Raw genomic sequence first — 25770 nt, forward strand, 5'->3', positions numbered from 1 at the left:
AATGTCCTCTTGAGTGTATATCGCTAAGCAGATTGCTCTTCCCCAAAAGTAACACCGTTTGGCGTTTTTACTGGGATCCTAAATCTAAGAATAATACTACAATTATTGGTGCTAATTTGGCAAAACATGTTTTGCCGACAGATCATCTCAATAAATAACATGAGCTTCGGATAATTAATGCCTTCCTAGTAGCCAGTTTTAGCGCTAACTGCGTAAATTCGTCTTGCCTACAGGAAGTAGGTACCTTAGTGAGAGCAGGACGCAGAAGCGGTGTTATCTCTAAAACTCTCTGGCTAGACAAAGAGGTAAATTAAGTTGTGCGTTAACAGCAATGAGTTAACTCATTCCTTTTCCAAACCTCAGGTTAAATAACCTGAGCTGTGGATAATTAATGCCTTTCTAGCAGCCTGTTTTAGTGCTAACTGCGTTGAATTCACTTCCAATAGCCAGCTATTGGCGCGTAAATTCGCCTTGTTTTCCCTAAAACTCTCTGGCTAGACAAGGAAAAAACTAAGTTGTGCTTTAGCAACAATGAGTTGGAACATTCCTTATCCAAACCTCAGGTTAAATAGATTCATAGTTATTTGTCTCGAAGGGGGTGCTGATTTACTTTGAAGTCGCTCTGAGTGGTCCCCAAGCTCGTTACTTTCCTCCAAAGAAAAATCTATTTTATTGCTTTTTATTTCAATGCAATAGCATATTTCGTCAATGTTTTCATAAAAAGTGTTTGCTTTTTAGTCTGTAATGTTAAAAAGTAACAGTGTAATCTTTGGTTTTTGTTAGTAAGTAACATGTGATGTGTTAGGGGCGTTTAGAGCACGTCACTGTGTGGTAGGTTTTTGGGCTGTGGTGCTAGAGATGGCATTGCTGGCTTTTTCACTGGTTTTTAAAAAGAAGAAAGGAACAAAAAAATGTCAAAACTAGTCACCGGTATTGGTAAACATAACCCTAAACGAAGCAAACTGAGCCTTGTGGTTTCATCTGTACTTCTTGGGTTTTCTCCACTTTGGGTTGCCGCCGAAACTGTGGGTCAAAATGACAGCGATGTCAAATCTGCGACTGAGAACGAAGCGGTTGAAGTCATTGAAGTTCGTGGGATCCGAGGCAGTATCAATAGTGCCCAAAACATCAAGCGCTTCGCTGATACGGTCAAAGACGTGATCACGGCGTCAGATATCGGGGCATTACCAGACAAATCGGTGACTGAAGCGCTGCAACGTGTACCGGGTGTTACGATTGAGCGATTTGCATCGTCCGATGACCCTAAACATTATGCTGATGAAGGTACAGGCGTGTTGGTTCGTGGCCTAGACAGGGTTCGCTCTGAGGTGAATGGCAGAGACGCTTTTAGTGCAAATCCGTCAGGCGGTCTGAGCTATGAAGACTTTCCTGCTGAATTGCTAGGTGCGGTAGAAGTGGTTAAAAACCAAACTGCGGATCTTATTTCAGGCGGTATATCTGGCACGGTGAACCTTATCACCCGCAAACCATTTGACTCTGACGACCGGCTTATCTCGTTCAATGCAAAGGCCAACTATGGCGACTTTAGAGAAGAAGTGACGCCTTCGTTTTCAGCGTTGTTTTCCGACAGTTGGGAAACCAGTGCAGGTAAGTTCGGATTCTTAATTGCGGCTTCCTCATCAGAATATCAGACTCGAGGAGATGGTGTTGGCCTTGGCAATTTCCACTCTCGAGGCGATTCCTTTATTCCTACCTTGGATCAATGGGGTGGCATAACCGGTGTTGATCCATCATCGCCTGTGGATGGCCCCGCTTTACCAGGGCAACCAGCTGGCAGTGTATGGCATGTGCCTGTCGCTATCCATATGAGCACGGCAACTAATGACCGTGAACGTACCGGCTTAACCTCTTCACTGCAGTGGGCAAATGCTGATGAGACCATAGTTGCGACATTAGAGCACATTCGCTCAGAAGCGTCTCTTGAGTGGAACGAGCGGCAAATAGGACAAGCAGCTCAAGGGTTTAAAGGTTTTATGGGGTCTTCACAAAATTGGACTGAAAATACGGAAAGTGGCCTCCCACTAACTACAGATGATGGTTTTGTGACTTCCGGTATTGCACTTGGCGTGAGCCCCGAAACGCCATTCTTCTATCGTAGTCGCTGGAATTACAACGAAAATACCGTGAAGGACACTTCATTTAAACTAACGTTAAAACCAATAGATAGATTGACGGTCGATTTTGATTACCAGCGGATCGACTCCGACAAAGAAGTGCAAAACTACAGTATGTCGGGTCAAACACGGGGGAACCATGTCCACGTTGTCTCGCCTTATTTCCTCGATATGCGTGGCTCAAGGCCGACAGTAGAGTTTCTCAGTGACAATATTCTAACGGCAGGTTGGTCACCCAATGAAGATTGGAATGGACCTGTGCCTAACCTGTTTTTGGGCAGCGGTATGGAGCAGGTTGAGCGCAATACGGCAGAATCAGACAGCGTTAAACTGGATTTTAAGTATGAGCTAGACGGTCATTTCACGAGTGTCAGTTCCGGTTTTTATATGTCAGATAAAGACCTAACGGTGCGAGATACCGCTTACGAGGGCTGGTCTGCAATTGGCACCCCTTGGATCCAAGATGACCGAAATGCCGCCGCGGCGGTAAATCGTCCAGAATTATTTGAGCGCGTTGATTTTTCAGATTATTACAATGGTCAGGTATTACAGGGGCCAGTCAATAACTTCTTGTTCCCAAGTATGGATCTGGTGAAAAACTACGCCGACTCTTTGCGCCAAGGTTGTCGTGATGGTTGGCACAATGCCACCAACAGTGCGGCAAACAACGGTACATGCTCTGGCACTTATGTACCTTATGCAGACAAACCCAATCGCGTTGAAGGCCCATTCGCCGCACACAATATAAGTTCGACCAACGAGAAGCGTACTGAATTTTACATTCGCGGTGATTTTGACTTCGAGTTTCAAGACATTCCAGTGGTGGGTAACGTTGGCCTGCGCTATGTAAACTATCAACTAGAGTCTACGGGCGCTTTGGTGCAACCCGCCCTCATCAAACGTGGTGAAGAGGGGACATCACTTAATAATGTGATGCAACAAGCAGAGTATAAGCGATATTACGACATTGCTGGAGGAGAGTCCGAACTCAGTACCGTTGATGGCACAGATTACAGCACTTTGCTTCCGAGCTTAAATTTGAGTTTTGGTGTATCAGAAGACGTAGTGGTGCGATTTGGTGCGTCAAAAGCGCTGTATTACCCAAGTTTAGTTGATGCCAGAAATATCAGTATTCTTAACTTGGATTACACTCGCGTGCTACAAACCCCCGGCGCTGATTACGACGAGGCAACGAACCCCGTTGTTGGGCTAGACGATATCAGTCTAACCGCACTTTCTGGGAATCCATATTTAGAGCCTGAAGAAGCGATCAATACTGACTTAACTACCGAATGCTATTTCGCGTCCGCAGGTTACGTGACGGTAGGGCTATTCCACAAAAAGCTAGATAATATAATCCGTAGCCGCGCCTTTGATCTTGATGTGTCTTATGGTGGTGAAGATTATGATGTCTCTGCTTATGGCCCCGCTAACACGGGCTCTGGCACCATTCGTGGGATGGAGTTTTCCTACTCACAATTCTACGACATGTTACCGGGTGCATGGAGCGGTTTAGGTTTGCAACTTAACTTTACCTATATCGATCAAGATGGACTTGAAGATCCAAATGAAGTCTCTAAAGGCACGCTTGGTTTCGATGAAAATGGTAACCCGCTAACCGATAATCGGAATACCTTCCGAGTGTTTGGAGGTTTGCCGCTACAAGGTTACTCTGACCAAAACTTTAATATCATTGGTATGTATGAGTACGAGGATATTTCTTTTCGCCTTGCATACACTTGGCGCTCTGAGTATTTGCTCACACTTAGGGAATCTGAAGAGTACGTCCCTGCCTATGCAGAGGCGTCAGGTATGATGGATGCAAGCTTGTATTACACCATCAACGACCATTGGAAAGTGGGTTTTGAAGCCAGCAATTTATTGGATACGGAAACCAAAACCAAGTATCAGATGGACCAAGCTGGGACAAAAACGCAGGCACTCAACTTTACTACGGATAGACGTTTTGCATTGAGCGTCCGTGCGACTTTCTAACGTCAGCAAAGGCCAAGTGCAGCTTGGCCTGATACCAATCGCAGTAAGTCAATACGCTATTTTGACGTGGAGAATTAATGTTTAAACTCAAGGATTTGAATAAACGATGACAATATTAGCGAAAGGCACTGGCGACCCACTGCAACTAGAAGATAGCGGCTGGGATATTCTCGCAGAGCAGGTCAGTTTGCCAGTTGCAGTGATAAAGCAAGACGCCATCAACCACAACGCGAATTGGATGGCGAATTTTGCAAAGGAAAGCCAAGTATTATTGGCACCCCACGGCAAGACGACGATGTCTCCAGCGCTATTTACACTACAGCTTGAACATGGCGCATGGGCTATCACGGTAGCGACCGTGCCACAAGTTTCCGTAGCCATAGTCGCGGGCGCAAAACGAGTGATCTTAGCGAATCAACTTGTTGGCGAATATCATATGAAGCAAGTTGCAAACATGCTTACTGATACTGACGTTGAGCTCTATTGTTTTGTTGACTCTATTGCAAATGCCCATGCCTTAGGCACATTTTTTACTCAGCATTCGCTGCGCATTTCCATTTTACTCGAGGTGGGAGTTGAAGGTGGTCGCGCTGGTTGGCGCAATCTTGCAACGATAGTGCAGCTGGTCAATGTATGCCAACAGTATGCTAGCTTAGAGGTAGCAGGTATTGGATTTTATGAAGGCGTGATCCACGGTGATAATGCCGAGCAAAGGATTGCCACATTCGTTAGTTCAGTAATAAAAACGGCGGCAGATTTACGACAAAAAAACGTGTTTTCAAAGGCGTTACCTATTATCACGGGGGCGGGGTCTGCTTGGTACGATGTTGTGACAAAGACACTAAACAAAAGTGAACAGGCTCAGCAATTTCGTTTTGTGATCCGTCCCGGCTGCTACCTTATTCACGATACTGGGATCTATCAGGATGCGCAGCAAGCGGTGTTATCACGGAGCAATCTCGCATGCGATTTGGGGGAAAGTTTGGTGTCGAGCTTAAGTATATGGGCTTACGTGCTTTCGACTCCAGAGCCGGGTGTCGCGATAATTGGCATGGGTAAAAGGGATGTCGCATTTGATGCTGGCATGCCCACACCAGAGCTGATTTACTCTCCGCCGTCAAAGCAGCTGTGCTCATTAGGCGGCGCGGTAAAGGTCGAAAAAATCATGGATCAACATGCTATGGTAAGTATTGCATCTGGGTGCGAGGTACAGGTTGGCGATATGATCTGCTTTTCGACTTCTCATCCTTGCTTGACCTTTGATAAGTGGCGACAAATTGGTGTTGTTGAGCGAGATTGGGTGATCACCCAAACCATTTCTACCTATTTTTAATTGAGGCGAAGCTGTGGACATTATTAGCAAAATTAAGGAAGGTTTGGGGCACTTTAGCCCTGCGGAAGAAAAAGTTGCCCGGCTTATTTTGGCTGAGCTTAACTTTGCCGCAAGCGCATCCATTAGTGAGTTAGCCGAAAAAGCACAGGTCAGTCATGCCAGCATCACACGGTTAGCGCGTAGCTTAGGCTGTACCAATGTACGTGACCTTAAGTTTCAGCTGACACAATCAGCCGCAATTGGTGAGCGTTTTACAAATCCTGAGCCAATTGAAAAAGAAAAGATTTCTCATGTTTATACCTCTATTCAGGAGATCCTCACGCTCAATGCGGGACTCATCGATGAAGCGGTTGTGGAGCAGGCGAGTGAAGTGATTTGCGCCACGCGTCATTGTTTAATTTTTGGGGTTGGTGGTGGTAGCAGCCTGATGGCACAAGAATGTCAAAATCGCTTATTTCGCTTGGACGTACTTAGTAATGCTCACTCCGATCCTATGATGATGCGCATGGTTGCCGCAACGGTGAACAAAGGGGATGTGGTGATTTGTCTCTCACTTAGTGGTGTTTCTCCTGATGTGAAAGCGGCGGCGCTTATCGCCAAAGAGTATGGTGCTGAGGTTATTGCTATTTGCCCAGTGAGCGACTTGGCGGACATTGCCGATCACCACTTAGCCATCAAAACTCAAGAAAGTGACTATATCTTTAAGCCCAGCGCTGCACGCTATGCCATGATGGCGGCAGTGGATATCTTGTCGAGCGAAGTTGCTATCCGCAATCAAAAGCGCTCAAGAGAAAAGCTCAGAAGGCTTAAAACCCAGTTAGATCAGCATCGAGATAAAAACAGCAATATGCCTCCTGCCGATAAACGCTTTCCGCTGGGGGATTAATGCTGAGCTCATCTCCTTATGTTGATATCCTCATTCAAGGCGCGACGGTGTATTTTGAACCAGGCTCTAAAGCACAAGTGGTGGATGTCGCGATTAGCAAAGACAAAATTGTTGCGCTTGGCAATTGCAACCATTTGCAAGCACAGCAATGCATTGATGCCACGGGCTTAGTGCTCGCGCCGGGTTTTATTGACGTACATACCCATGATGACCTTGAAGTGCTGCGAGGCCCACATATGCTGAGCAAAGTGAGCCAAGGTGTCACCACCGTCATTGCCGGTAATTGTGGCATTAGCGCAGTGCCTTACTGTACAAATCAAGCGCCGCTCGACCCCATTAACTTACTCGGGGAGCAATCAGAATTCGCCTATCGTGAACTACAGGATTATCAACATGCCTTTAATAAGGCCGCTCCGAGTGTCAATTTAGCCATGTTAGTTGGTCATACAACGCTCAGAGCGCAGGTCATGACGGATTTATCTCAAGCCGCCAATGCGCAAGAGCTTGAACAGATGAAAACCTTGCTGCACCAAGCGATGGTGCAAGGGGCGATAGGCTTTAGTACAGGCCTTGCTTATTACAATGCGAAGGGGGCAAGTCAAGCTGAAGTGAATGCGTTGGCCGAGGTTGTTACACCATTTGATGGTATCTATACCACGCATTTACGCACAGAATTTCAAGGAGTCATCCGAGCCATGGACGAAGCCTTTGCAACGGCAGAGCATGCCAAACTGCCGCTGGTTATTTCACATATAAAATGTGCAGGTAGAGAGAATTGGGGCAGGGCACCAGAGGTATTAGCGCATTTTGAACAGCATAGGCAAACACACCTAGTGAGCTGCGATTGCTATCCTTACGCCGCGAGTTCAAGCACCTTAGATCTTAATCAAGTGACGGAGGAGACGGACATTTTTATTACTTGGTCGGAGTCTCATCCAGAACTTGCACAGCAAAGCTTGGCAGACATTGCTACGCAATGGCAAGTGCCTCAGCGTGAAGCGGCAAAGCGCTTGCAGCCAGCGGGCGCAGTGTATCACTGTATGCTGGAAGATGATGTGCAGCGGTTTTTAAGTTATGAACACAGCATGGTGGGGTCTGATGGCTTGCCGTGCGATCCGCATCCGCATCCGAGACTGTGGGGGACATTTCCGCGGGTGCTTGGACATTATTGTAGAGAACAACAATCGCTGCCGTTGGCATTGGCTATCTACAAAATGACAGCGCTGCCAGCAGCGCGCTTTAAGCTGCGGCAACGTGGCTATATTCAAATTGGTTACTTTGCCGATCTGGTGTTATTCGACCCCAATCGGGTTCTAGACCAAGCAAGTTACAGTAATCCAAAACAACTTGCCTCAGGCATTGTGAAGGTTTGGGTGAATGGCAAGCTCAGCTACGTTGAGGGCGCGAATGCAGACACCATTGTCGATTTCGGCCGAGCAGGACGATTTTTAACGCGTCAAAACTAATAAAAATCAAAAAATCATCAAGAGGTTAACATGACAATAAGAAGAATAGGTGCTGAAGGCGGTACGGGTACTGGTGGACAACACTTACCCTTTGCACGAGCGGTTGAAGCTGGCGGTTGGTTAAAAGTCTCGGGGCAAACGCCAATGCGAGATGGTGAAGTGGTTGAGGGTGGCATTGTTGAGCAGTCGCGTCTGGCCATAGAAAACTGTATCGCGATTATGACCGAGGCAGGTTATGGCCTTGAGCATGTTACGCATGTTTCTGTGGTATTAACTGACGCAAGATATTTTCAGTCCTTTAATAAGGTTTTTGCAGAGTATTTTTCAGCGCATCCTCCTGCGCGAATTTGCATGGTGGCCGACTTAGTCGTGGATTGTAAAGTTGAGGTTGATGTCACCTGTTACAAAGGCGAATAGACGTTATACGAACAACAATGTTCACAGGAGGAGAAGCATGACGGATAGTCAGCAAGTGTATTTGCTTATTTTTCTGTTGTATTTGTCTGCCATGATATTGGTGAGTTGGCTGGCATCTCGGTGGCAACGGTCAAATTGCGACTATTTATTAGCTGGGCGAAAAGTACCGCTGATGCTGACGCTAGGAACCACCGTTGCCACTATGGTCGGCACCGGCTCGTCGATGGGAGCGGTCGGCTTTGCCTATCAACACGGTTGGGCGGGCACGCTTTATGGCATTGGCGGCGCGCTGGGTATTTTATTGCTGGCTTGGTTGTTTGCGCCGGTTAGGGCTGAGCGCTTCGCGACAATGAGTGAAGAGTTAGCAAGCTATGTAGGCAATCATCAAGTCGTTAAAAAGCTCTTAGCAATATTGATTTACGCGGCAAGTGTCGGCTGGCTTGGCGCACATTTGATTGGCGGGGGCATGTACTTAGCTTGGCTCACTGGGCTAGATGAGACCAGTGCAAAACTGATTATTGGACTGGGGCTTGCTGTATATGTGACCTTAGGCGGATATTCGGCGGTAGTCTGGACGGATGCTATTCAGGCCGTTATTTTGTTTTCGGGCTTTTTGTTGATGACCTACTTTGTAGTCGAGGTGGTCGGTGGTTGGCAAACGCTAACCAGTGCTTCGGTTGCAGCGGGAGCTGGGCTCTTTTCATATCAAAATATTGGTTTGTTGCCTGCTATTTCAATGGCGCTGGCGGTGCTGGTGGGCGTATTGGCAACACCATCGTTTAGGCAGCGGATCTACTCCGCCAAAAGCATAAGCAGTATTCGTATGTCGTTTATTATCTCGGGATTACTTTATTTAGGGTTTTCATGTATTCCTGCTGTGATTGGTATTGGTGCTTATGCAGTTAACTCGAGTTTAGACAACCCTTCATTTGCTTTTCCCTATTTGGCGTTAACGGCGATGCCGGTGTTGATTGGCGGCTTTATTTTATTGGCGGGTATTTCCGCAACGCTTTCTAGTGCCAGCTCCGATGCCATTGCTGGAGTCAGTGTGTTGGTTGCTGATATTTATCTGACTTGGTATAAGGGAAATATTGCGCCACACAATCCGCTTTTGGTCTCTCGTATTGCCATGTTGACTACCGTATCGCTGGCATTATTTATGGCGGTGCTGTCGAGCGACATTATCAGCTATATCACCAAAATGATTTCCGTTGTATTAGCGGGGCTTTGTGTGATGGGGTTATTGGGGCGCTTTTGGCAAGGTTATACTTGGCAAGGCAGTTTAGTCACCTTGATGGCAGGTTCAGTGGCTGCCCTACTCGTTGGTATGAACGACGATTGGCAGGCTTATTTTGGTAACCCGATTATTCCTGCGCTGCTCAGTGCTTTGGTGTTTGGTGTATTGACGAGTATCGTGACAAAACCCAGTGTTACCGCATCGTCCGAAAAAACGGAAGTGGCATCATGAAAGGCGCAATAAAACAGTTGGTGTGCTTTGGTGAATGCATGGTGGAGCATAGAGCAGATGGCACTAGCTCGTTTGGCGGTGATACCTTTAACACGGCTTGGTACATGGCTCAGTTACTCAAACAAAGCAACGATAACCACATCGCAGTTAGTTTTGCCAGCGCCATTGGTACGGATAAGGCCAGTACAAACTTGCTTGATATGTTATCAAACACCAACATCAGACAAGACTATATTTCGCTTGAACCACATAGCGCGCTTGGCGAGTACTGGATTACGCTCGATGAGAAAGGAGAGCGACGCTTTACCTTTGCCCGTGAGCACAGCCCTGTAAGGCATTATTTTAAGCGTGATGAGACGTTAACTCAGGCACTTCACAACAAGCTTATTGATGCGATTTACCTCTCTGGAATAAGCCTTGCCATTATATGTGAGTCGCAGAGAAAGGACTTGTTTGAGGCGTTAGCCGCGTTTAAAAACAGAGGTGGGCTCATATTTTTTGATAACAACTATCGCCAAACCCTTTGGCGTAGCGATAACCCAAAATTGAGTTATCAGGCTGTAATGGCGCTGGCGGACATCGCATTTTTAACCGACGAGGACGAATATGCAGTGTATGGCACCGCAAATGTGGACGAAATAATCGCAGAGCATCAAAAGCAAAGCTCACAACTCTTAGTTATTCGCCAAGGCGCTCAGCCATGCGTGCTCGCGCCAGCTGATGATTCTTCACCTATCTATATCGCGGCGCAAAACATAGCGCCGCAGCTTATCTTAGATACCTGTGGTGCAGGAGATGCATTTGCGGCAGGGTTTTTAGCACATTGGCTGAAAGGTTGCGATTTGCAAACGGCTGCTTGCTTTGCACACCAAGTTGCCGCCGAGGCTATTCAGCATCACGGCGCGCTGATATCCGCCGACTTTCTGCCAAAGCTTGTTACTCAGGAATAGTGTAATGATGAGAATGTATTTTAGTCTTTTTTTATTCACCGTGTTGTTGCCGATTTTAACTGCAAAAGCAACGCCACTGTCGCTTATGCCCATGCCGCAACAAGTGAGTATGACCGAAGGCTCGCTAGTATTTGATAACGAAATCAAGGTTGCGATACACGGCTTTAGTGCGCAGAGGCAGGCATTTCTGCTCGCCAGAATGCAGCAATACATTGAGCGCATTACTGGAAAACCTATTCTTTTACGGGTAGTAAAAGGTGGCAAAGCGGACTTAACCATTCGCGTAGAAAATATCGAAACCGAGTTACAGTTTCCTCAGCTGAATATGCCAGAAGACTACCAGCTTCATATTGAAGAGGATGGAATAGTGCTTAGCGCAACCTCCGTTTTCGGCGCGCAGCATGGTCTTGCTAGCCTATTACAATTGGCCCAGAGTAATACATCGAGGCAATTCATACTCCCCTATACAACGATCAGCGATAGTCCTCGCTTCCCTTGGCGTGGGCTACTTATTGATAGTGTTCGCCACTTTATGCCAATTGCGACAATAAAGCGCCAACTCGATGGCATGGCCGCGGCAAAGCTAAACGTTTTGCACTGGCACTTAACTGATGACCAAGGCTGGCGAATGGAAAGTAAGGTGTTTCCTAAGCTGACTCAACTGGCTTCAGACGGATTGTATTATCGTCAATCAGAAGTGAAAGAAGTGATTGAGTATGCAAGCCTTTTAGGGATCCGCGTGGTGCCTGAATTTGGTATGCCGGGGCATGCAAGCGCGATTGCCGTCGCTTACCCAGAGCTGATGACTAAATCGCAACCTTATGAGATGGAGCGCCATTGGGGAGTGTTTAAGCCACTGCTCAATATCGCAAGTCCTGATGTGTATGCCTTTATCGACGATTTACTGGCTGAGATGACGAGTTTATTTCCAGACGGCTACCTGCATATTGGGGGGGACGAGGTAGAGCCTGAGCATTGGTTGGAAAGCCCTGAAATACAGGGGCTAATGGCAAAACATGCGTTGAAAGACGGTCACGACCTGCAAAACTACTTTAATATTCGCGTACAAAAGCTTATTGCTAAGCATCAATGTGTGATGATGGGGTGGGATGAAATTTTTCATCCGGCGTTGCCTACGGATACTGTCGTGCAGTCTTGGCGTGGTCATGATTCGTTAACTGCAATTGCAGAAGCAGGTTATCAAGGCATTTTATCAACCGGGTTTTATATTGATCAGCCGCAGTATTCATCATTTCATTACCGTAACGACCCACATCCGGTGCTACCGACAGTGGATCTCACTCAACCGCGAGTATTAAGCTTAGCCTTTACGATCCCACGCCTAAAAGGCAGCGCAGTCAAAGGCGAGCTTGTGGTGTTGGGCGAACAAGTGCTTATAAAGCTTAATAACAACCGCCATCAGCTAGCACAAACAGATAAGCCAATTACCAGCAAGACTCAGCAATTTACCGCAGCCATGGATAGTTGGATGGGACCGTTACAGTTTGAGTTTAATACAGCGCAGCAACAAGGCGCGGTAATGATTGGTAATAGCCGTTATCCGCTCACACTTGAGGCGCTTGAAAAGCCACAACCAGTCGAGGTTTCAACACCGTTAAGCCAAGAAAATGGTGCACGTATTTTAGGTGGTGAGGCGACCATTTGGAGCGAAATGGTCACCGAACATAATCTTGATATCAGAATATGGCCGCGACTTTTTGTGATTGCCGAGCGCTTATGGTCTGCTAAAACGCTTACGGATAGCAAGCAGATGTATGCGCGGTTGGATCATATTAGCGATTTTGCACATAACGTCATTGGCTTAGGTCATAAAACGCAGCAACAAGCGGGTTTTAATAGGCTTATCAGCACAACCTTGGATGAGCCAAAGCGCAAGGCTACGCTTGAATTACTCACTCATCTTGCAGAGCTTGTAGAGCCAAGTCACTATTACACGCGTCACCATATTAAGTTCTTAAACGACGAGTATCACCAGTTTGCAGCGCTTGATAAATTTGTCGACTATGTTGCGGTTGAAAGCCGTCAGGTGAGGCTACTTGAGGAGCGAGTCGCAAGCTATATCGCTGGTGATAACACTGCGTTAGCGCACATTGGCGCGATATTGCAACGTTGGCAAGCGGGGCTTGAGGCGTTAACACTGTTACAGCAAAGTCCAAAACTTACAGAAGCACACTTAACGGCGTTAACGATGACGCAGTTTATTGCATTGAGTCAGCAAGTGCTTGAGGTTTGTAAAGGGGCTTTACAGGCTCCGCACCTAGATAGCAAGCTGTTAGCGCTGCAAAATTTAACGGATGAAGTGGTCATAACTGGAATATATCCAGTTCGAGCGCTTTACCTTCATTGTAAATAGGAAAGTCATGAGAAAAGTCATATTCAGTTTATTTTTGCTACAGAGCAGTGGTTATGTAGCTGCCAACACGGTTGTAGATACACAAGATTGGATAACGGATGGGGTTTTCACGCAAGGTATTGAGGGACCTGCGGTGGATGCTGCGGGCGTGTTATATGCGGTTAACCATCAACAGCAAGGCACTATTGGTAAAGTGACTGCGCAAGGCAGAGTGGTAACCCTGCTGACGTTAAAAAATGGCTCTATTGGTAACGGTATTCGCTTTGATAAGCAAGGAAATATGTATATAGCCGATTACGTCAATCATAACGTGCTCAAAGCCACCAAAGCAGCTCTTGCACAAGGTGGTGATTTGTCACAATCCGTGTCGGTATTTGCTCACGATAATCGCATGGATCAACCTAATGACCTTGCGATCATGGACAACGGAATTCTTTTCGCCAGCGATCCTAATTGGCAAGCCAGTAGCGGTAAACTTTGGCGTATAAATACAAACGGAGCAGTAACCCTATTAGAAGCGGATATGGGCACCACCAATGGCATTGAAGTTAGCCCTGACAATAAAACACTTTATGTGAATGAAAGCGTGCAGCGTAAAGTATGGCGCTATGAGTTAGACGAACAAGGCAATATTAGTAACAAACAATTATTTATCTCGTTTACCGATTTTGGCTTAGATGGTATGCGCACGGACAACCAAGGCAATCTTTATATCGCCCGTTATGGCGCTGGTGTGGTCGCTGTGGTTTCACCTCAGGGCAAGCTAATTAAAGAAATTAAACTGAAAGGCAAGTACCCGACCAATGTGGCTTTTGGCGGCGAGGAAGGTAAACGCTTATTTATTACCATGCAAAAACGCGGCGCTATCGAGATGGTAGAATTACCTAATGGTGTTTAATTGATATTTATACTTCGAGAAGTATAAATATCAAATCATAAATTTGAAATATGAGCTTTTTGATACTTTAATTACATCATTAAAGTTACAAGGAGTTACATTATGTCATTGCTAAACCCTAAAGTAGGTCCTGTTATTGGTGTTACTACAGAGCAAACGGTTCGAGTTATGTGTGGTATTCAGTCTGCGGGAAAGGACGCTAAACCTAATTGCGGGTGGATTAGGATAAAACCGGCAGATGGAGATTGGGAGCAGCCAAAGCAGTTCAGGTTTAATCAAAACTTTTTTTATACGGGAGTGATAGAGCTTACCGGTTTAAGGCCAAATACTACTTATTGTTATCAAGTCGGTTATAATCCAACCTTTTCTGAACAGCGCATTGAAAGTGAGTCTAATTGGGCTGATTTACCTGAATATTCTTTCTCAACTCTAGGTAGAGAGGGATTCCGGTTTTGCTTTGGTTCGTGTCTTAGAAATAACGGTGATGAACGTTTTGGAAAAGCGCTTAGAGTAGTGAAAGCCTTTAATGAAGAAAAGCCGTTGGATATGATGCTTTGGTTAGGGGATCAAGTATATAACGACATGTATCTAGGTTTAACAATAAATAACTCAAGTACCAAGGACTTTAAGCGACTTTATCGTAAGTTTTTTGATAATCAATATGTTAAAGATATCTTATGTGCCATGCCTAATTACATGGTTATGGATGATCACGAAGTAGAAGATAGTTTTAAACACGGAGCTATTGACTACCAAGATACTAAAGTCAACTGGTTGACTAAAGATAAAGATAGGCTCATTAACAGCATTAATGCTTTCTATTCTTATCAGGCGTCACATGGGCCAATTTTTGATGTTATACCAAGTGATGTGCCGGGGGTCTCTTACGTTAAAGGGCAGGAGCACAATCAAGTACCTATTCGCCATTATGCAGCGGTAGATTTTGGCAGCATTGGTCTATTTTTAATGGACTCTCGCAAAGAGCGAAGCTCTCAAGGGCTTATATCAAGAGCTCAAGAAAATGCCCTATTGGATTTTCTTAACTCTCATTATAAAGTTAAGCTAATAGGGACTTCTGTCACTTTTTTGGCTGATAATTATTCCAATGCAGACGCGGCGGATAATTGGAAAAAAGCTGCAGAGCAACGGAAAAGAATTTTAGATCACATGACGAAGAAAAATATTACAAATGTGTTCTTTTTATCTGGAGATGTTCACTCTCACTTCGCTTGTCGGCTTAACTATGAAGGAAAGCCCACTTCAATCCATCAATTAGTTTCTGGCTCATTATTCTGGCCAACTAGCTTTATAATTAACTCTATTCGTTGGTTTAAAGATGATGTTAGGTTTAGCAAAGCCATATATGGAGCCAGTAGATACTCGATATCAGAACCATTATCGACAACAGAATACGACTTTTATGCGAGCAATGGTGTCGCTTATGTTGAAGTTAAAGAGTCCGCGCTTATATTCGAAATAAGAGATACTAAGGGAAACGTGATCATTAGTAATGTGTTTCCCCTTGAGTGATATCTGTAGTGTTTTAAGAAGGTATAGTCCAGATGCCCTCCAAAATCTTGTGGAGGGTACATGATGATATTTTTGCTGTGTCGCAATTTTATCTTATATTTTCCGCATTGTGTCATGCCGAGTTTTATCTTAAAGTCAAAAGGAATCATACAATTGCGCTGCTTTAAAGCTATTTAATCTGAATTCGGGAAAGAAGTTAGTTAAGCTACCAAAATACCAAAGTTTAAAAGTGTAATATCACTCTAGCCAGAAGTTATCCCGAGTTCAGGTTATTTAGTCGACTTTCCTGCAAAATAAGTATCTTTTAGCTTGGTAATGACTTCGGTGCTTACCCAATAAATGTTTGATACATCACCGGGTTCATTATATCTGCCAAAAAACAGGTATTTACCATCGGGTGTAATTCTTGGAACGGTTTCTGAGTAACGGGTATTAACCCCTTCACCTAAATTAATAGGACTAGACCAAGTGCCATCATGCTCCTTAAAATAGACATATAGGTCGTTGTCTTTTCTACTATCATCGCCTCTGTGACGACTATTAACCAATAGGTAATCGTTAGCGGGCGAAATAAAGCCATGAAATCCAAAGTCAATGTCAATGGCTTTGGGAGTCGTAAACGCGCCGTTTTTATTTTCAGCGGTATACATTTTGCGTTCTGACATATTGGAGAAAACAGGTTCGCCATTTGCGCTTTGGTTGAAGTCTGAAAACTTACCCGTATTTATTGCCGAATCGAATCTTTTGGCTTCACTCCAGCCATTTTTGCTACGGGTAACGTACCAAATTCCAGACTCCTTGGGGTCATCTGAACGCGCAGTAAAGTAAATCCGGTTGTCGTTTAAGCTAACGTGGGGAACCAGTTCATAACTCATTCTTCCACGGGTGAAATCTGCGGTTTGAGGTTGAGTCCACTGTCCATTTTCTACCTTTGAATACATGATTTGTGGGCTTGAGTCTACAGTTTCTTGCTCTTTAAAGGCAGTAAAATACACTTCTGTAAGGTCTGGAGAGAACGACACGCCGAATTCATAACGACCATTAATGGAGATGATATTAGGAGCAAAGAGCTGTGCGGTTGAGCCTGGTGGTGTCTGACCGAGCCAAGGTCCTTTTAGCCTAGGAAAGGCTTCATTAGCATGGACATCATTGGTGAGCATGATGACTGCAAAAAGCAAAGAGGTGGCGGGCTTTATAAAATTCATCCTGTTCTCCTTAGGCACTTGATAAACCTGCTCACAGTCGCAGGGGGTTAGCGCTTTACATTATTATTTTGAACAGCGAACACTGTATCATCTTTGAACTAACTCCGTGTCTAAAAAAGCTAAGTTGGTTTAAGGGCCTCAGGGCCTTTTTTGTAATGGTTATAACAGCCATTGTGTTTGTCGTCAGATTATTGCACTTTCAACCACAAGCTACCTAAGTCCAGCGCTAGTGCACCAGACTTTTTGCTAGGTTTTCAATCAGTAAGAATTGTTTGGCTATGTCTTCGGCCCAGCTGGGATCGTATTCTTTTTGTAGCTTTTTAGGGCTAAATAGGTTGGCTCCATAGTCAAGAGAGATCAGTATATCGCTACCTTCTATAAACATTTGGGCTTTTACTTCGGGGATTTTTAACCCTTTTGGTAGGTGACTGGATGAGAAGAACGTTTTGACTTGCGACAATTGCGCCATATATTCTGGCGTGAGTACTTCGCGGCAGGTTTCTTCATCTTTAGCATAGACTTGATACTCTTTTTCAAAGTCTTTTTGTTCAAATTTAACTCGCTGTAATCCTTTTAAAGATTGACGTCGATTTATCAGCATGTTCCAAAGCCCCGCATCTTGTAACACTACGATTGGAGTATCTACAGGTTCAGGCATACTCAGTTTTATAACTGCACCATTAAACAAACGTTTGCTGTCATTGTTCTGGTGATGCGTGCGTATATGCACTTCAGTAAAGTAAAAGGGAATGCCATTTACTTCGCCGTTAAATCCATCTTCAGCCACAGCTCGGCCTCCTTTGGCTAATATACCTGCACTGATAGCTTCCTCGCAGATAAGTAAATTACCGCCGACTGAATATTCTAAGTTAAGTGCTGAAGCAATTGGCGCCATCATATAAGCTCTAGTTAACACACCCTTAGTGAAAGACTTAAGAGAATGTTTTAACAAAAAGTAAATAGGAATTATTGAGATTAAGAGAAAAGGCGCAAAAAATAGTAGGGGGATTGCAATACCAACCGCCCACCATTTATAGTGCTTAAACGACTTCAATTTATTGTCAAGATCGCTATCAAAGCTGGATGTGGTTTTATCTAAATTGTAATAGGCCTCTTTTAACTGCATCTCAACGCCAGCTAGGCGTGGATCAATATGATGCAGAGACCTCTGTTCTAATAATGGCATAACTTTTCCTTGTAAGTCGCAATGGAGATTGAGAAAAAATTGTACCTTGTAATACTTTATAAAGTAAGTGATAAGAGTGGTGAATATAATAAAAGGCGAGTTCAACTTTTTACGTGACGTCTTTCACTAGGGCGTTTTGACCTTTGCTGTTTGATTTTTATTCTTCTGAGTGTGTTTTGGTCACGACACTCGACTTGCAGGGCATAAACCAGTTCGTACGCAAGCTTTGGCCTATTTAACTCAAACCCATGCCGAACATAAATTGAGTATCCGAATACCTGAGTGTTGTTTACTATCGTCTCGTCAATAAAACCTCGGGATTCCCCGTTGCTTTTAATGGCTTGTTCGCGATAGGAAATGGGACGGTATCAAGATGAATGACGCAAATTTTTCTGGATGCTTAATCCCTTTTTATTATTATCAATGGTCAAGTGAGGTTTGATTTGGCACTTCGACACAGGCAGCGAAATCTATGATCACAAAAGTATCTGAAAAAGTCATCATCTCACATTGGCATATGGTTCTAAGGTCGTTATTTTCCTTGCCTATTGTTGTTAAAAACACTCTATGGTCAATCTACACCTTATAGAAGCGTCATGGTAAAGGGCCAAAATTTCATAAGGAAATATTAAAAACCCGCATAACTTTAGATGCGTCGGGCTTTTAGTTTATTTATATAAATTGGATAAGATTAAAAATGATAACTGACAAATACCGCGATGTTACTAATACTACTTTTGAAACAAACTAATGGTTGTAGTCAACACTCAAGGCGATAGTGTCGCTCAAATGCCAGTAGGCTATTACTAAAACAATGCACAGCATCCCACCTTGGCTTAGATACACGACTTATTTAACCTCTGGCCTATTGCAACAAATTTAACGCAGTAGAAAGGGATAACAGCTGCTAGAAAACATATTGTTATCCCGAGTTCAGGTTACTTATCAAGGCTGGCAGTCAAATTACCGCTTATTATACAGGTGCATACAGTCTTTTAGTTTGGGTAGTCGTGACTATGGATAACTAACTCATTTATAGCAGCCTGTTTCGGCGCCAACAGCTGAAATTGGTATAACACCTCCGATTTGGTACCTAGACTTTGGCAGGACACGAGAGCGAAACTATCCCTAAAACTCTCTAGTAAAATAAGGAATGCTCTAACTCTTTCCTTATGCAAATCTCTGGTTGAAAATTGTATTTTTTGGAATTTCTTATTGAGAATGATTTTTATTAGTGTTAACTTCTTAGGAAACATAACTCAGAATTTGTTTTTATCGTTTTTCATTTGTTAATATTTTGTTGTTCTGATGCGGTTAATAATGGGTGATGTAATAGATAGCTATATACGACTGAATAACTAAAAGTGAAATTCATTCTTATCTGACTTGTTGATATGGTGAAACATCCGGCTGTTCTCGGTAACTTACATGTTTCTCTAAAGGAAGTATTAGCTACAGATGCCTGAGTGATACGGGGATTGGAAGGGGGGTTAAAAATGACTATGTGTAGTGACATTGAAATAAGTACAGCGAATAAACAGCAGCATATTGATAATGTGGTTGGGCAGAATTTTGTGCAGTTGATGCCAGGGCTTTCTGTGAGCCTATCTTCAGCGCAGGATTTGGGGGCGGCAGATACTAAACATATATTTCCTGGCGATGACCAATATATTCACATTAACAATGTTCTTGCGGGGAAGTTTGAAGCGACGGTCGGTAATACGCTGTTACAATGTGAGTGCGGAGACTTCAATATTGGTTTTTCGGGTGGGGAGAATTTCTGTGCTTACCATAGTAATGATTTTAGTAACTTAGAGATCATGATAAAACCCGAAGTGCTTAATGAGCTTGCTGGTGAAGAGCTCAGTGGGGTAGATCTAGGGAAAAGTATGTCATTCTTTGTGAAGCAAAGTGGCCCCAGTAGAAAAGTCAGCACATGTGCGAACCGTATTCATAAGTTGATAAAAGATCAAGAAGCCAACCCTCTGCTGCTGCATTCCGCTACGTTAGACTATCTATATTGGCATCTCACTGCACTGAAATCAGTTGACACGAGCAACCAACTCCCGCTTCGAGAGAAAAAGCAGCTTATTGCAGCAAGAGATTTTCTATTATCCGATCTTAGTTGCCCACCTACCATTTCAGATGTGGCTAAGGTGGTTGGATTAAACCAGTGTAAGCTAAAAAAAGGCTTCAAGGTGCTATTTAACAATACGGTTTATGGTTGTTTCCAAGAAGAAAGAATGCACAAAGCAATGAACCTATTAAAAGACAATAATGTAACCGAAACAGCCGTCTCGCTGGGTTATAGCAATGTAAGTCATTTTAGCGTGGCTTTTAGAAAACAATTTGGGGTGTTGCCTAAAGAAGCGAGACTGAACCTCGCTCCCAGTATTGTTTGTGGTTAATCATTTTTGAGTGTGTGCCCTGCGGGCTTTGCCCGCAACACATAAATCCATTCTCCGTCGTCTTTTTCTGTTAACCAACGGCCTGAAGCGTTAGCGTTTTACTCAAAGTGATGTCAACAACACCTTCACCTTTAAAGTTCCAAGTTATGTTCAAATTACTCTGACTGGCTAAAAAGACTAGTGCTTCTTGCTCCATTTCTCTCACCATGTCTGCAAGCTCAGGGCAACCGAGCTCTTTAAACATAGCAGCATACGCACAGTCGGTGATAGAAATGCAAATCGTTGTGGAGTCAGCCTTTGATTCGCTTAGTGTAAATAGGCCAAGTTTGGCGTAGTTTCTAAGCCAAGTGAGCCAGTACTCTAAAATCACATTCTCTTTGTTTTCGAATATATTAAAGGATTCAGGATTAGGCCATAGCCAGCGCATTTCCATTTTGCCTGTCTCTAGAAACATGTCACGATATAATCGGTAGGCTTTATCCTGTCCTAGTAGTTTCCTCGCGTTGCCATAACCTGAGCTAAACATACTCATATCTTTAGTGATGGACTTCCAGATTTCGGTATATTCTCCTTGGTGTCTATCGCGCCAGTGCTGTAAGCCTTTATTATCTCGACGCCATGCTAACAGCGTAGAAATTACAAACTTTGCAAAGCTATACCTACTGGTGGCCTCTTTAAGTGCTCGCCATATCTCTGATTTATAGAGATATTCTTGTTGCCTTTTTGCCATTTTTGGATGTTGCTTTGTTACTGTATACCAATTTAACCCCAAATTTCTGAGACTATTGATGTCTGATGATACGCTGTCTACCCAGCCAAACTCTTGATCTGCTCGATGTGTGTTCTGGGTGTTTGCAGGTTTTGCCGTGACACCATATAAAGCCAATGTTTGCAGTAGCTTTTGGCGCGTTTTATAAGACAAATGCTCTACGGCTTTGACGCCATAGCTGTCAAAGAACACATTGTTTAGCCAACACTCAACCACAACACATGCCATCTTGGCGGTTAGTTCATAAGAAGAAATAACCCCGTGTAACATTAGCCCTGATTGCGGATTATTGTCTGGGTAAACCCATAAACAAGTATCGGGATCTGACTCTTTTTTGGTTTTGAGCTTTTGCCCATTGTTAAAAAACATCTTGGAGAAAAATGTATTTTTACGTTCGCCTAAGCGATATTTACTCATAAACTTTGCAAATCCAAGCGTTAGGTGTTGGATGTGATAACGACTATCTAGGTGCTTTATGTCTAGGTCTTCAGCAACATACTCACAACCAAGCCCAGCGACTTCAGGTGTTGCAAATGGAATTAGGTCGGCTGGCTTTTTCAATGCTGGAAAAGCAAACTGGTGTTGTGTGTCCTGCCAAGGCGTCTCAACCTGCTTGCGAGTCCCTTCTCGCCAGCAGGTTAAGTGATTGGTAAAGCTTGCTAAAATCGCTTGTGGACTGGTCTCGCCGCCACCATAGGCTGCGCCCATATACAAACGACATTGATAATAGCCCGTTGCAGATGCTTTTTTATGCGCAAGCTCAGTTAACAGTAATGTTGAAATACCAGGGGAGAAGCCCATACCTGTGAGTAGCAAACGTTGTTTTGATTGGGCCTCAGTATTCAGTGCGTGTATTTGATCTGCAGCCTGTAGGCTGTCATTAATGTCGAGGGCATCTATATTCGCGTTCAAGCACAGTTGATGCGCCTGTAGGGCAAATTTATCCATTGGACCTAAAGCAATCACAGCTAAGTCGAACTTTTTGAGTGTTTCAATGCTTTTGGCTTTGTCATTTATATCAAAAGGAACAAAGTTAATATGCTCTGGCAATATGCCCGCTTTTGGTGTTCGCCGTGCCGCACAGCTTATTTTTAAATCTGAGAGGCGTTCACTGAGTAAGTTGATAATGCGCCTGCCCGACTCACCTGTACCTCCCAAGACGATGATATTTTTACTCATGCAGCCTCCTGTTTGGTGTTGTTGTCTGATTTAGAAAGAATAAGCCCTGCAACGACACCTGCTTGTTCGAGATCTTTTATAAAATGATTGGCATCAACAGCTTCATGTAGCATCATTGGACCTGTTTTGGTGATTTGATTGTTTAATAATTGCTTAGCCGTTATGCCGATGATAAAGCCTGTAGCCTGATAGGTATCTTCTAGAATGATTTGGCCATGGTGTACGCGGTTGTCAGCACATTTAATTTGGGCATCGACGGCGTAAATTGGGTCGAGCTTACGCATATCTTTAGCTGAGGCCTTACATAACCATCGCGCCGCACGAGCGATAGTTTTATGGTTTTTGTACATCTTGAATATCTTGGCAATCATGCAAACAAACATAGCGCGGGGCCCTAGATTAGCACCGTAGACTTTAGCTGTTTGTATGTCATGTTCGTTGGCGAGTTGCACAATTTCTTCTGCATAAATCAACATAGTAGATGCGGTGCCTATGGGAGCAGGAAAGTGTGCTTTAGTACCAGCTTTTGAGAACTTTTCACGTTTAACTTGCTGGTTTTCCAAGTAGCAAAAGCCACGTTCGTGACCAAAGTCTCCTAACCCATTTATAATGTCCCATGCCGAATTGTAGCTCCAAGCGTCTCGGCCAACGTATTGCACTTCTAAGGATTTGATGTCCGCTCCACGGCTACATTGTTGAATAAGATAGGCGGGGAATACGCCTGATAAGCCCGGTAGCAAACCGACGTTGATGATGAGCGGTACTTCACTACTGTGCTTCTTTTCATGCTCGTGGAGAGACGCGTACACTGGATCGTAGCCACCAGCATCAATAATTGGTACGCCTAACTCTTTACAGGCCAATACTATTTGATCGCCAATAATGCCTGAGGGGCCAACACAGGCGACGACCAGATCTGTATTCTTTAACTGAGTTTTTAAATCGTCGGTGTTTTGGACATCAAGTTGTACTGTATTTATTCGGTCTTGATGTTGCGAAATTGCACTGGGTAATGAGGCTTTTCTACGTGAAGCAAACGTAAGTGCGGCTTGTGTATGCTCAAGTAAATACTCAGCTGCTTTTAAGCCTACTTGACCTGTACCACCGAGCAATAACACGGATTGAGCTTGCATGGTAACTCCCTTAATAAGCGTATCAACGCATTGATATTATTTATACAACGTCACGGTGGCGCTTAGTGCGTGCGCCACTTTCCACTCGTCATTGGTTTAGAAATTAGTACCTACAGTGAGGCCTATGGTTCTCGGGTTTCCTGCTTCTGCCGTAACACCGAAACCAAAGTTAAATTCAACTTTTGAGTAATATTCATCAAGCGCATTCTTCACCCATAAGTGCGCGTACCAGCTTTCGCTTTCAAGTCCTACTTTGGCATTTAAAAGGTGATATGCAGATTGCTTCATTTGGTTACCTGCATCAAAGTAGTGATCGCCCATATAAATGTTTTCTAACTGTGTGAATAAGGTGAAGTCGCTGTTGAGTTCTGTACGATTGCTAATGGACAGGTTGGCACTGATCTTAGGCGTGTTTGGTAAACGATTATCGGAATAATCTTCTATTGCACCAGTTGCAAAGTTCACACTTTCATACTCGCTATAAGTGGCGTCAACATAACTACTTGAGAAGCCAATGGTCCAATCCGGGTGAGGCTGGTAGCGCGACTCAAATTCAACACCCCGGCTGGTACTTTCGCCAGCGTTATCAGTGATAATGGTTGTGTTTTCTAACATCTGTTGCACTTGTTGGTCGTCTAAAGAAACGTAAAATGCAGTGATTGAAAAGCTCAGTTGGTTTTCTAGCGCTAGTGCTTTATAGGCGATTTCATAGTTATTACTGTATTCAGGCTCAAAGCTAGGCTTGCTTAAGTTGGGATATAAAGTGTCAAATCCTCCTGCTCGGTAACCTTTACTTCAAGACGCGTAAACAAGGTCATTATTGGCAGTTTGATAAGAGAGGGCTAATTTGGGTAGAACTTCGCTGAATTCTTCCTTGCCACCGTGTTGCGAGGTTACTCCAGTGGACTGAGAGTCGATGTTAATATCGGCTTCTCGCTGTTCTTTATGGTAGCGTAACCCTGCAATGACGGTAATATCCTGAGTGATTGCGTAGTCAACCTGGCCAAATACCGCCCAAGCTTGGTCATCTTTCCCGATAATCGAACGATCAACCATGGGTCCACTACCTGGGTACATAGAGGAGAAGTTTAGATCATTTCTTGTCGTACTCTGGGTATCTGATTGATAGGCATAGAACCCGACTAGCCAATGGTAGTCTTCAGTATTTTTAGAGCTCCAACGCATTTCATGGGAGAGCTGATCAAAGTCGTCCTCAGAGTGACTATGGAACTGATATCCTGCGTCATTGCCTGTATCTTGATCCGCGGTGTTCAGGTTATCCCAGTCACGCCAGCTTGTGATCGAGATGAAGTTTACATTGTCACCGCTATAATCCAGTGTAACCGAAGCCCCAAGTGCATCGCGATCGTCAACTCCTTCAAAATCATGTTCTATGTGATCTGGGTTGGCTTTGATACGCTCAAGTTGTCCCATCGCATACGAATCGCCACGAAAACGTTCATAATCCACCACAAAATTGGCTTCAAGATTGTCTGACGCGATCCATCTAAGTTTAGCTCTCGCACTCAGATCGTCGCGTGCACCAAAGTCTTTATCTAAGTAGGTATTTTCAAGATGTCCATCGGTGTTGTATGCCGAAGCTGATAAGCCGAGAAATAGATTATCCGCAGTCAAGGGGGTATTCACACCTAATCTAACCCGCTTTGAGCCAAAGTTATCTGCAGAAAAGGCGCCTTTGAACTCCGGCATTTCGTCTGGTTGTTTGGTGATGATATTAATAACACCAGCCAGAGAATTGCCCCCATATAGTGTGCCTTGAGGGCCCCTTAGGACCTCAATACGCTCTATATCCACAAGGTCCAAATCAAAAATACTATTGCTACTATAATTCACGCCATCGACGTAAAAACCTATGGTGGGTTCGGTGAATAAACCCGGGCCTATGCCACGAATAAATACATTACTGTCTCTTCGGCCACCCCAGCTATAAACGTGAACACTCGGGATCGCTTGTCCAAGATCTGTGATTGAATAGGCTTCAGAGTCGACTAGTTCTTGTCCAAAAATAGCCGTTACGCTAGAAGCAACTTCCATAATATTCACGGTACGCTTTTCAGAAGTAACCTCAATTCGTTCCAAGTCGATATGTTTGGCTTGATCATCAGCAAATACTGCTGAAGAGAAAACGCCTAAACTCATTGCTAACAAGGTACGCGAAATGTGATAGTTGAGTTTAGAAGTGGAGAAGAGAGGTTTGGCCACAGACGTCAGCTTATAACGAAACATAGTAAATTAGCTCCTAGTAACAACGAATAGTAGAGTAGTTGGGCATTGAGTTATGCTGCGCTAGAAATGGGTTTTTAGGCTTACTTCTCGTCAGCGTTGACCATTTGGTCGGCCCTGTTTTTATTGCCCGTTATTGTCTGAATAAGCAAGGAAAGCCACTACCCGAAAACGGCCATTACCCCTCTGTGCGG

Annotated in this window: 15 protein-coding genes and 1 pseudogene; 11 read left to right on the forward strand and 5 right to left on the reverse strand. The window is 44.2% G+C overall.

The window, feature by feature from the left end; genetic code table 11:
* The first annotated feature begins 911 nt into the window (after positions 1-911).
* From L1271_RS17860 to L1271_RS17905, 10 genes are all read left to right on the forward strand, one after another.
* On the forward strand, positions 912-4130 hold the full coding sequence (locus L1271_RS17860) for a TonB-dependent receptor (protein WP_235368427.1): 3219 nt from the start codon (positions 912-914) through the stop codon (positions 4128-4130).
* 106 nt (positions 4131-4236) lie between these two features.
* Positions 4237-5463, forward strand: a complete 1227-nt coding sequence (locus L1271_RS17865; RefSeq protein WP_235368428.1) for an amino acid deaminase — start codon at positions 4237-4239, stop codon at positions 5461-5463.
* A 13-nt stretch (positions 5464-5476) separates the two neighbouring features.
* Positions 5477-6349, forward strand: a complete 873-nt coding sequence (locus L1271_RS17870; protein ID WP_010603924.1) for a MurR/RpiR family transcriptional regulator — start codon at positions 5477-5479, stop codon at positions 6347-6349.
* On the forward strand, positions 6349-7815 hold the full coding sequence (locus L1271_RS17875) for an N-acyl-D-amino-acid deacylase family protein (protein WP_235368429.1): 1467 nt from the start codon (positions 6349-6351) through the stop codon (positions 7813-7815). The genes L1271_RS17870 and L1271_RS17875 overlap by 1 nt, the downstream gene beginning before the upstream one ends.
* Before the next feature lie 30 nt (positions 7816-7845).
* Positions 7846-8232, forward strand: coding sequence for a RidA family protein (locus L1271_RS17880; protein ID WP_010603922.1), 387 nt, complete (start codon positions 7846-7848; stop codon positions 8230-8232).
* Positions 8233-8269: 37 nt separating this feature from the next.
* Positions 8270-9700, forward strand: a complete 1431-nt coding sequence (locus L1271_RS17885) for a sodium:solute symporter family protein (RefSeq protein WP_235368430.1) — start codon at positions 8270-8272, stop codon at positions 9698-9700.
* Positions 9697-10650: a sugar kinase gene (locus L1271_RS17890; RefSeq protein WP_235368431.1), complete on the forward strand. Its 954-nt coding sequence runs from the start codon at positions 9697-9699 to the stop codon at positions 10648-10650. Before L1271_RS17885 ends, L1271_RS17890 begins: the two co-directional genes overlap by 4 nt.
* Positions 10651-10654: 4 nt before the next feature.
* Positions 10655-13024 (forward strand): family 20 glycosylhydrolase, encoded by a 2370-nt coding sequence (locus L1271_RS17895; protein WP_235368432.1) that lies wholly within the window; start codon positions 10655-10657, stop codon positions 13022-13024.
* 7 nt (positions 13025-13031) lie between these two features.
* On the forward strand, positions 13032-13922 hold the full coding sequence (locus L1271_RS17900) for an SMP-30/gluconolactonase/LRE family protein (RefSeq protein WP_235368433.1): 891 nt from the start codon (positions 13032-13034) through the stop codon (positions 13920-13922).
* Positions 13923-14024: 102 nt separating this feature from the next.
* Entirely contained in the window at positions 14025-15452 is a 1428-nt protein-coding gene (locus L1271_RS17905; RefSeq protein WP_235368434.1) for an alkaline phosphatase D family protein, read from the forward strand.
* 269 nt (positions 15453-15721) lie between these two features.
* On the opposite strand, the gene L1271_RS17910 is transcribed toward L1271_RS17905, so the two are convergent.
* Both L1271_RS17910 and L1271_RS17915 read right to left on the reverse strand, forming a co-directional pair.
* Entirely contained in the window at positions 15722-16657 is a 936-nt protein-coding gene (locus tag L1271_RS17910) for a hypothetical protein (protein ID WP_235368435.1), read from the reverse strand.
* 226 nt (positions 16658-16883) lie between these two features.
* Positions 16884-17843, reverse strand: a complete 960-nt coding sequence (locus L1271_RS17915) for a DUF3137 domain-containing protein (protein WP_235368436.1) — start codon at positions 17841-17843, stop codon at positions 16884-16886.
* A gap of 1496 nt (positions 17844-19339) precedes the next feature.
* Between L1271_RS17915 and L1271_RS17920 the strand changes: the two genes are divergently transcribed.
* Positions 19340-20251 carry an AraC family transcriptional regulator gene (locus L1271_RS17920; RefSeq protein ID WP_102058252.1) on the forward strand — a complete coding sequence of 304 codons (912 nt, stop codon included), beginning with the start codon at positions 19340-19342 and terminating at the stop codon, positions 20249-20251.
* A 70-nt stretch (positions 20252-20321) separates the two neighbouring features.
* On the opposite strand, the gene L1271_RS17925 is transcribed toward L1271_RS17920, so the two are convergent.
* The 3 genes and pseudogenes from L1271_RS17925 to L1271_RS17935 form a co-directional block, all read right to left on the reverse strand.
* Entirely contained in the window at positions 20322-22199 is a 1878-nt protein-coding gene (locus L1271_RS17925) for a hypothetical protein (RefSeq protein WP_235368437.1), read from the reverse strand.
* Positions 22196-23332 (reverse strand): saccharopine dehydrogenase NADP-binding domain-containing protein, encoded by a 1137-nt coding sequence (locus L1271_RS17930; RefSeq protein WP_235368438.1) that lies wholly within the window; start codon positions 23330-23332, stop codon positions 22196-22198. Before L1271_RS17930 ends, L1271_RS17925 begins: the two co-directional genes overlap by 4 nt.
* Positions 23333-23428: 96 nt before the next feature.
* Positions 23429-25579 (reverse strand): annotated as a pseudogene (locus L1271_RS17935) (TonB-dependent receptor).
* Positions 25580-25770: the final 191 nt, after the last annotated feature.

Origin of the sequence: Pseudoalteromonas sp. OF5H-5 (genome assembly GCF_021530695.1) — a bacterium.
In the GTDB taxonomy this organism is placed as follows: Bacteria; Pseudomonadota; Gammaproteobacteria; order Enterobacterales; family Alteromonadaceae; genus Pseudoalteromonas.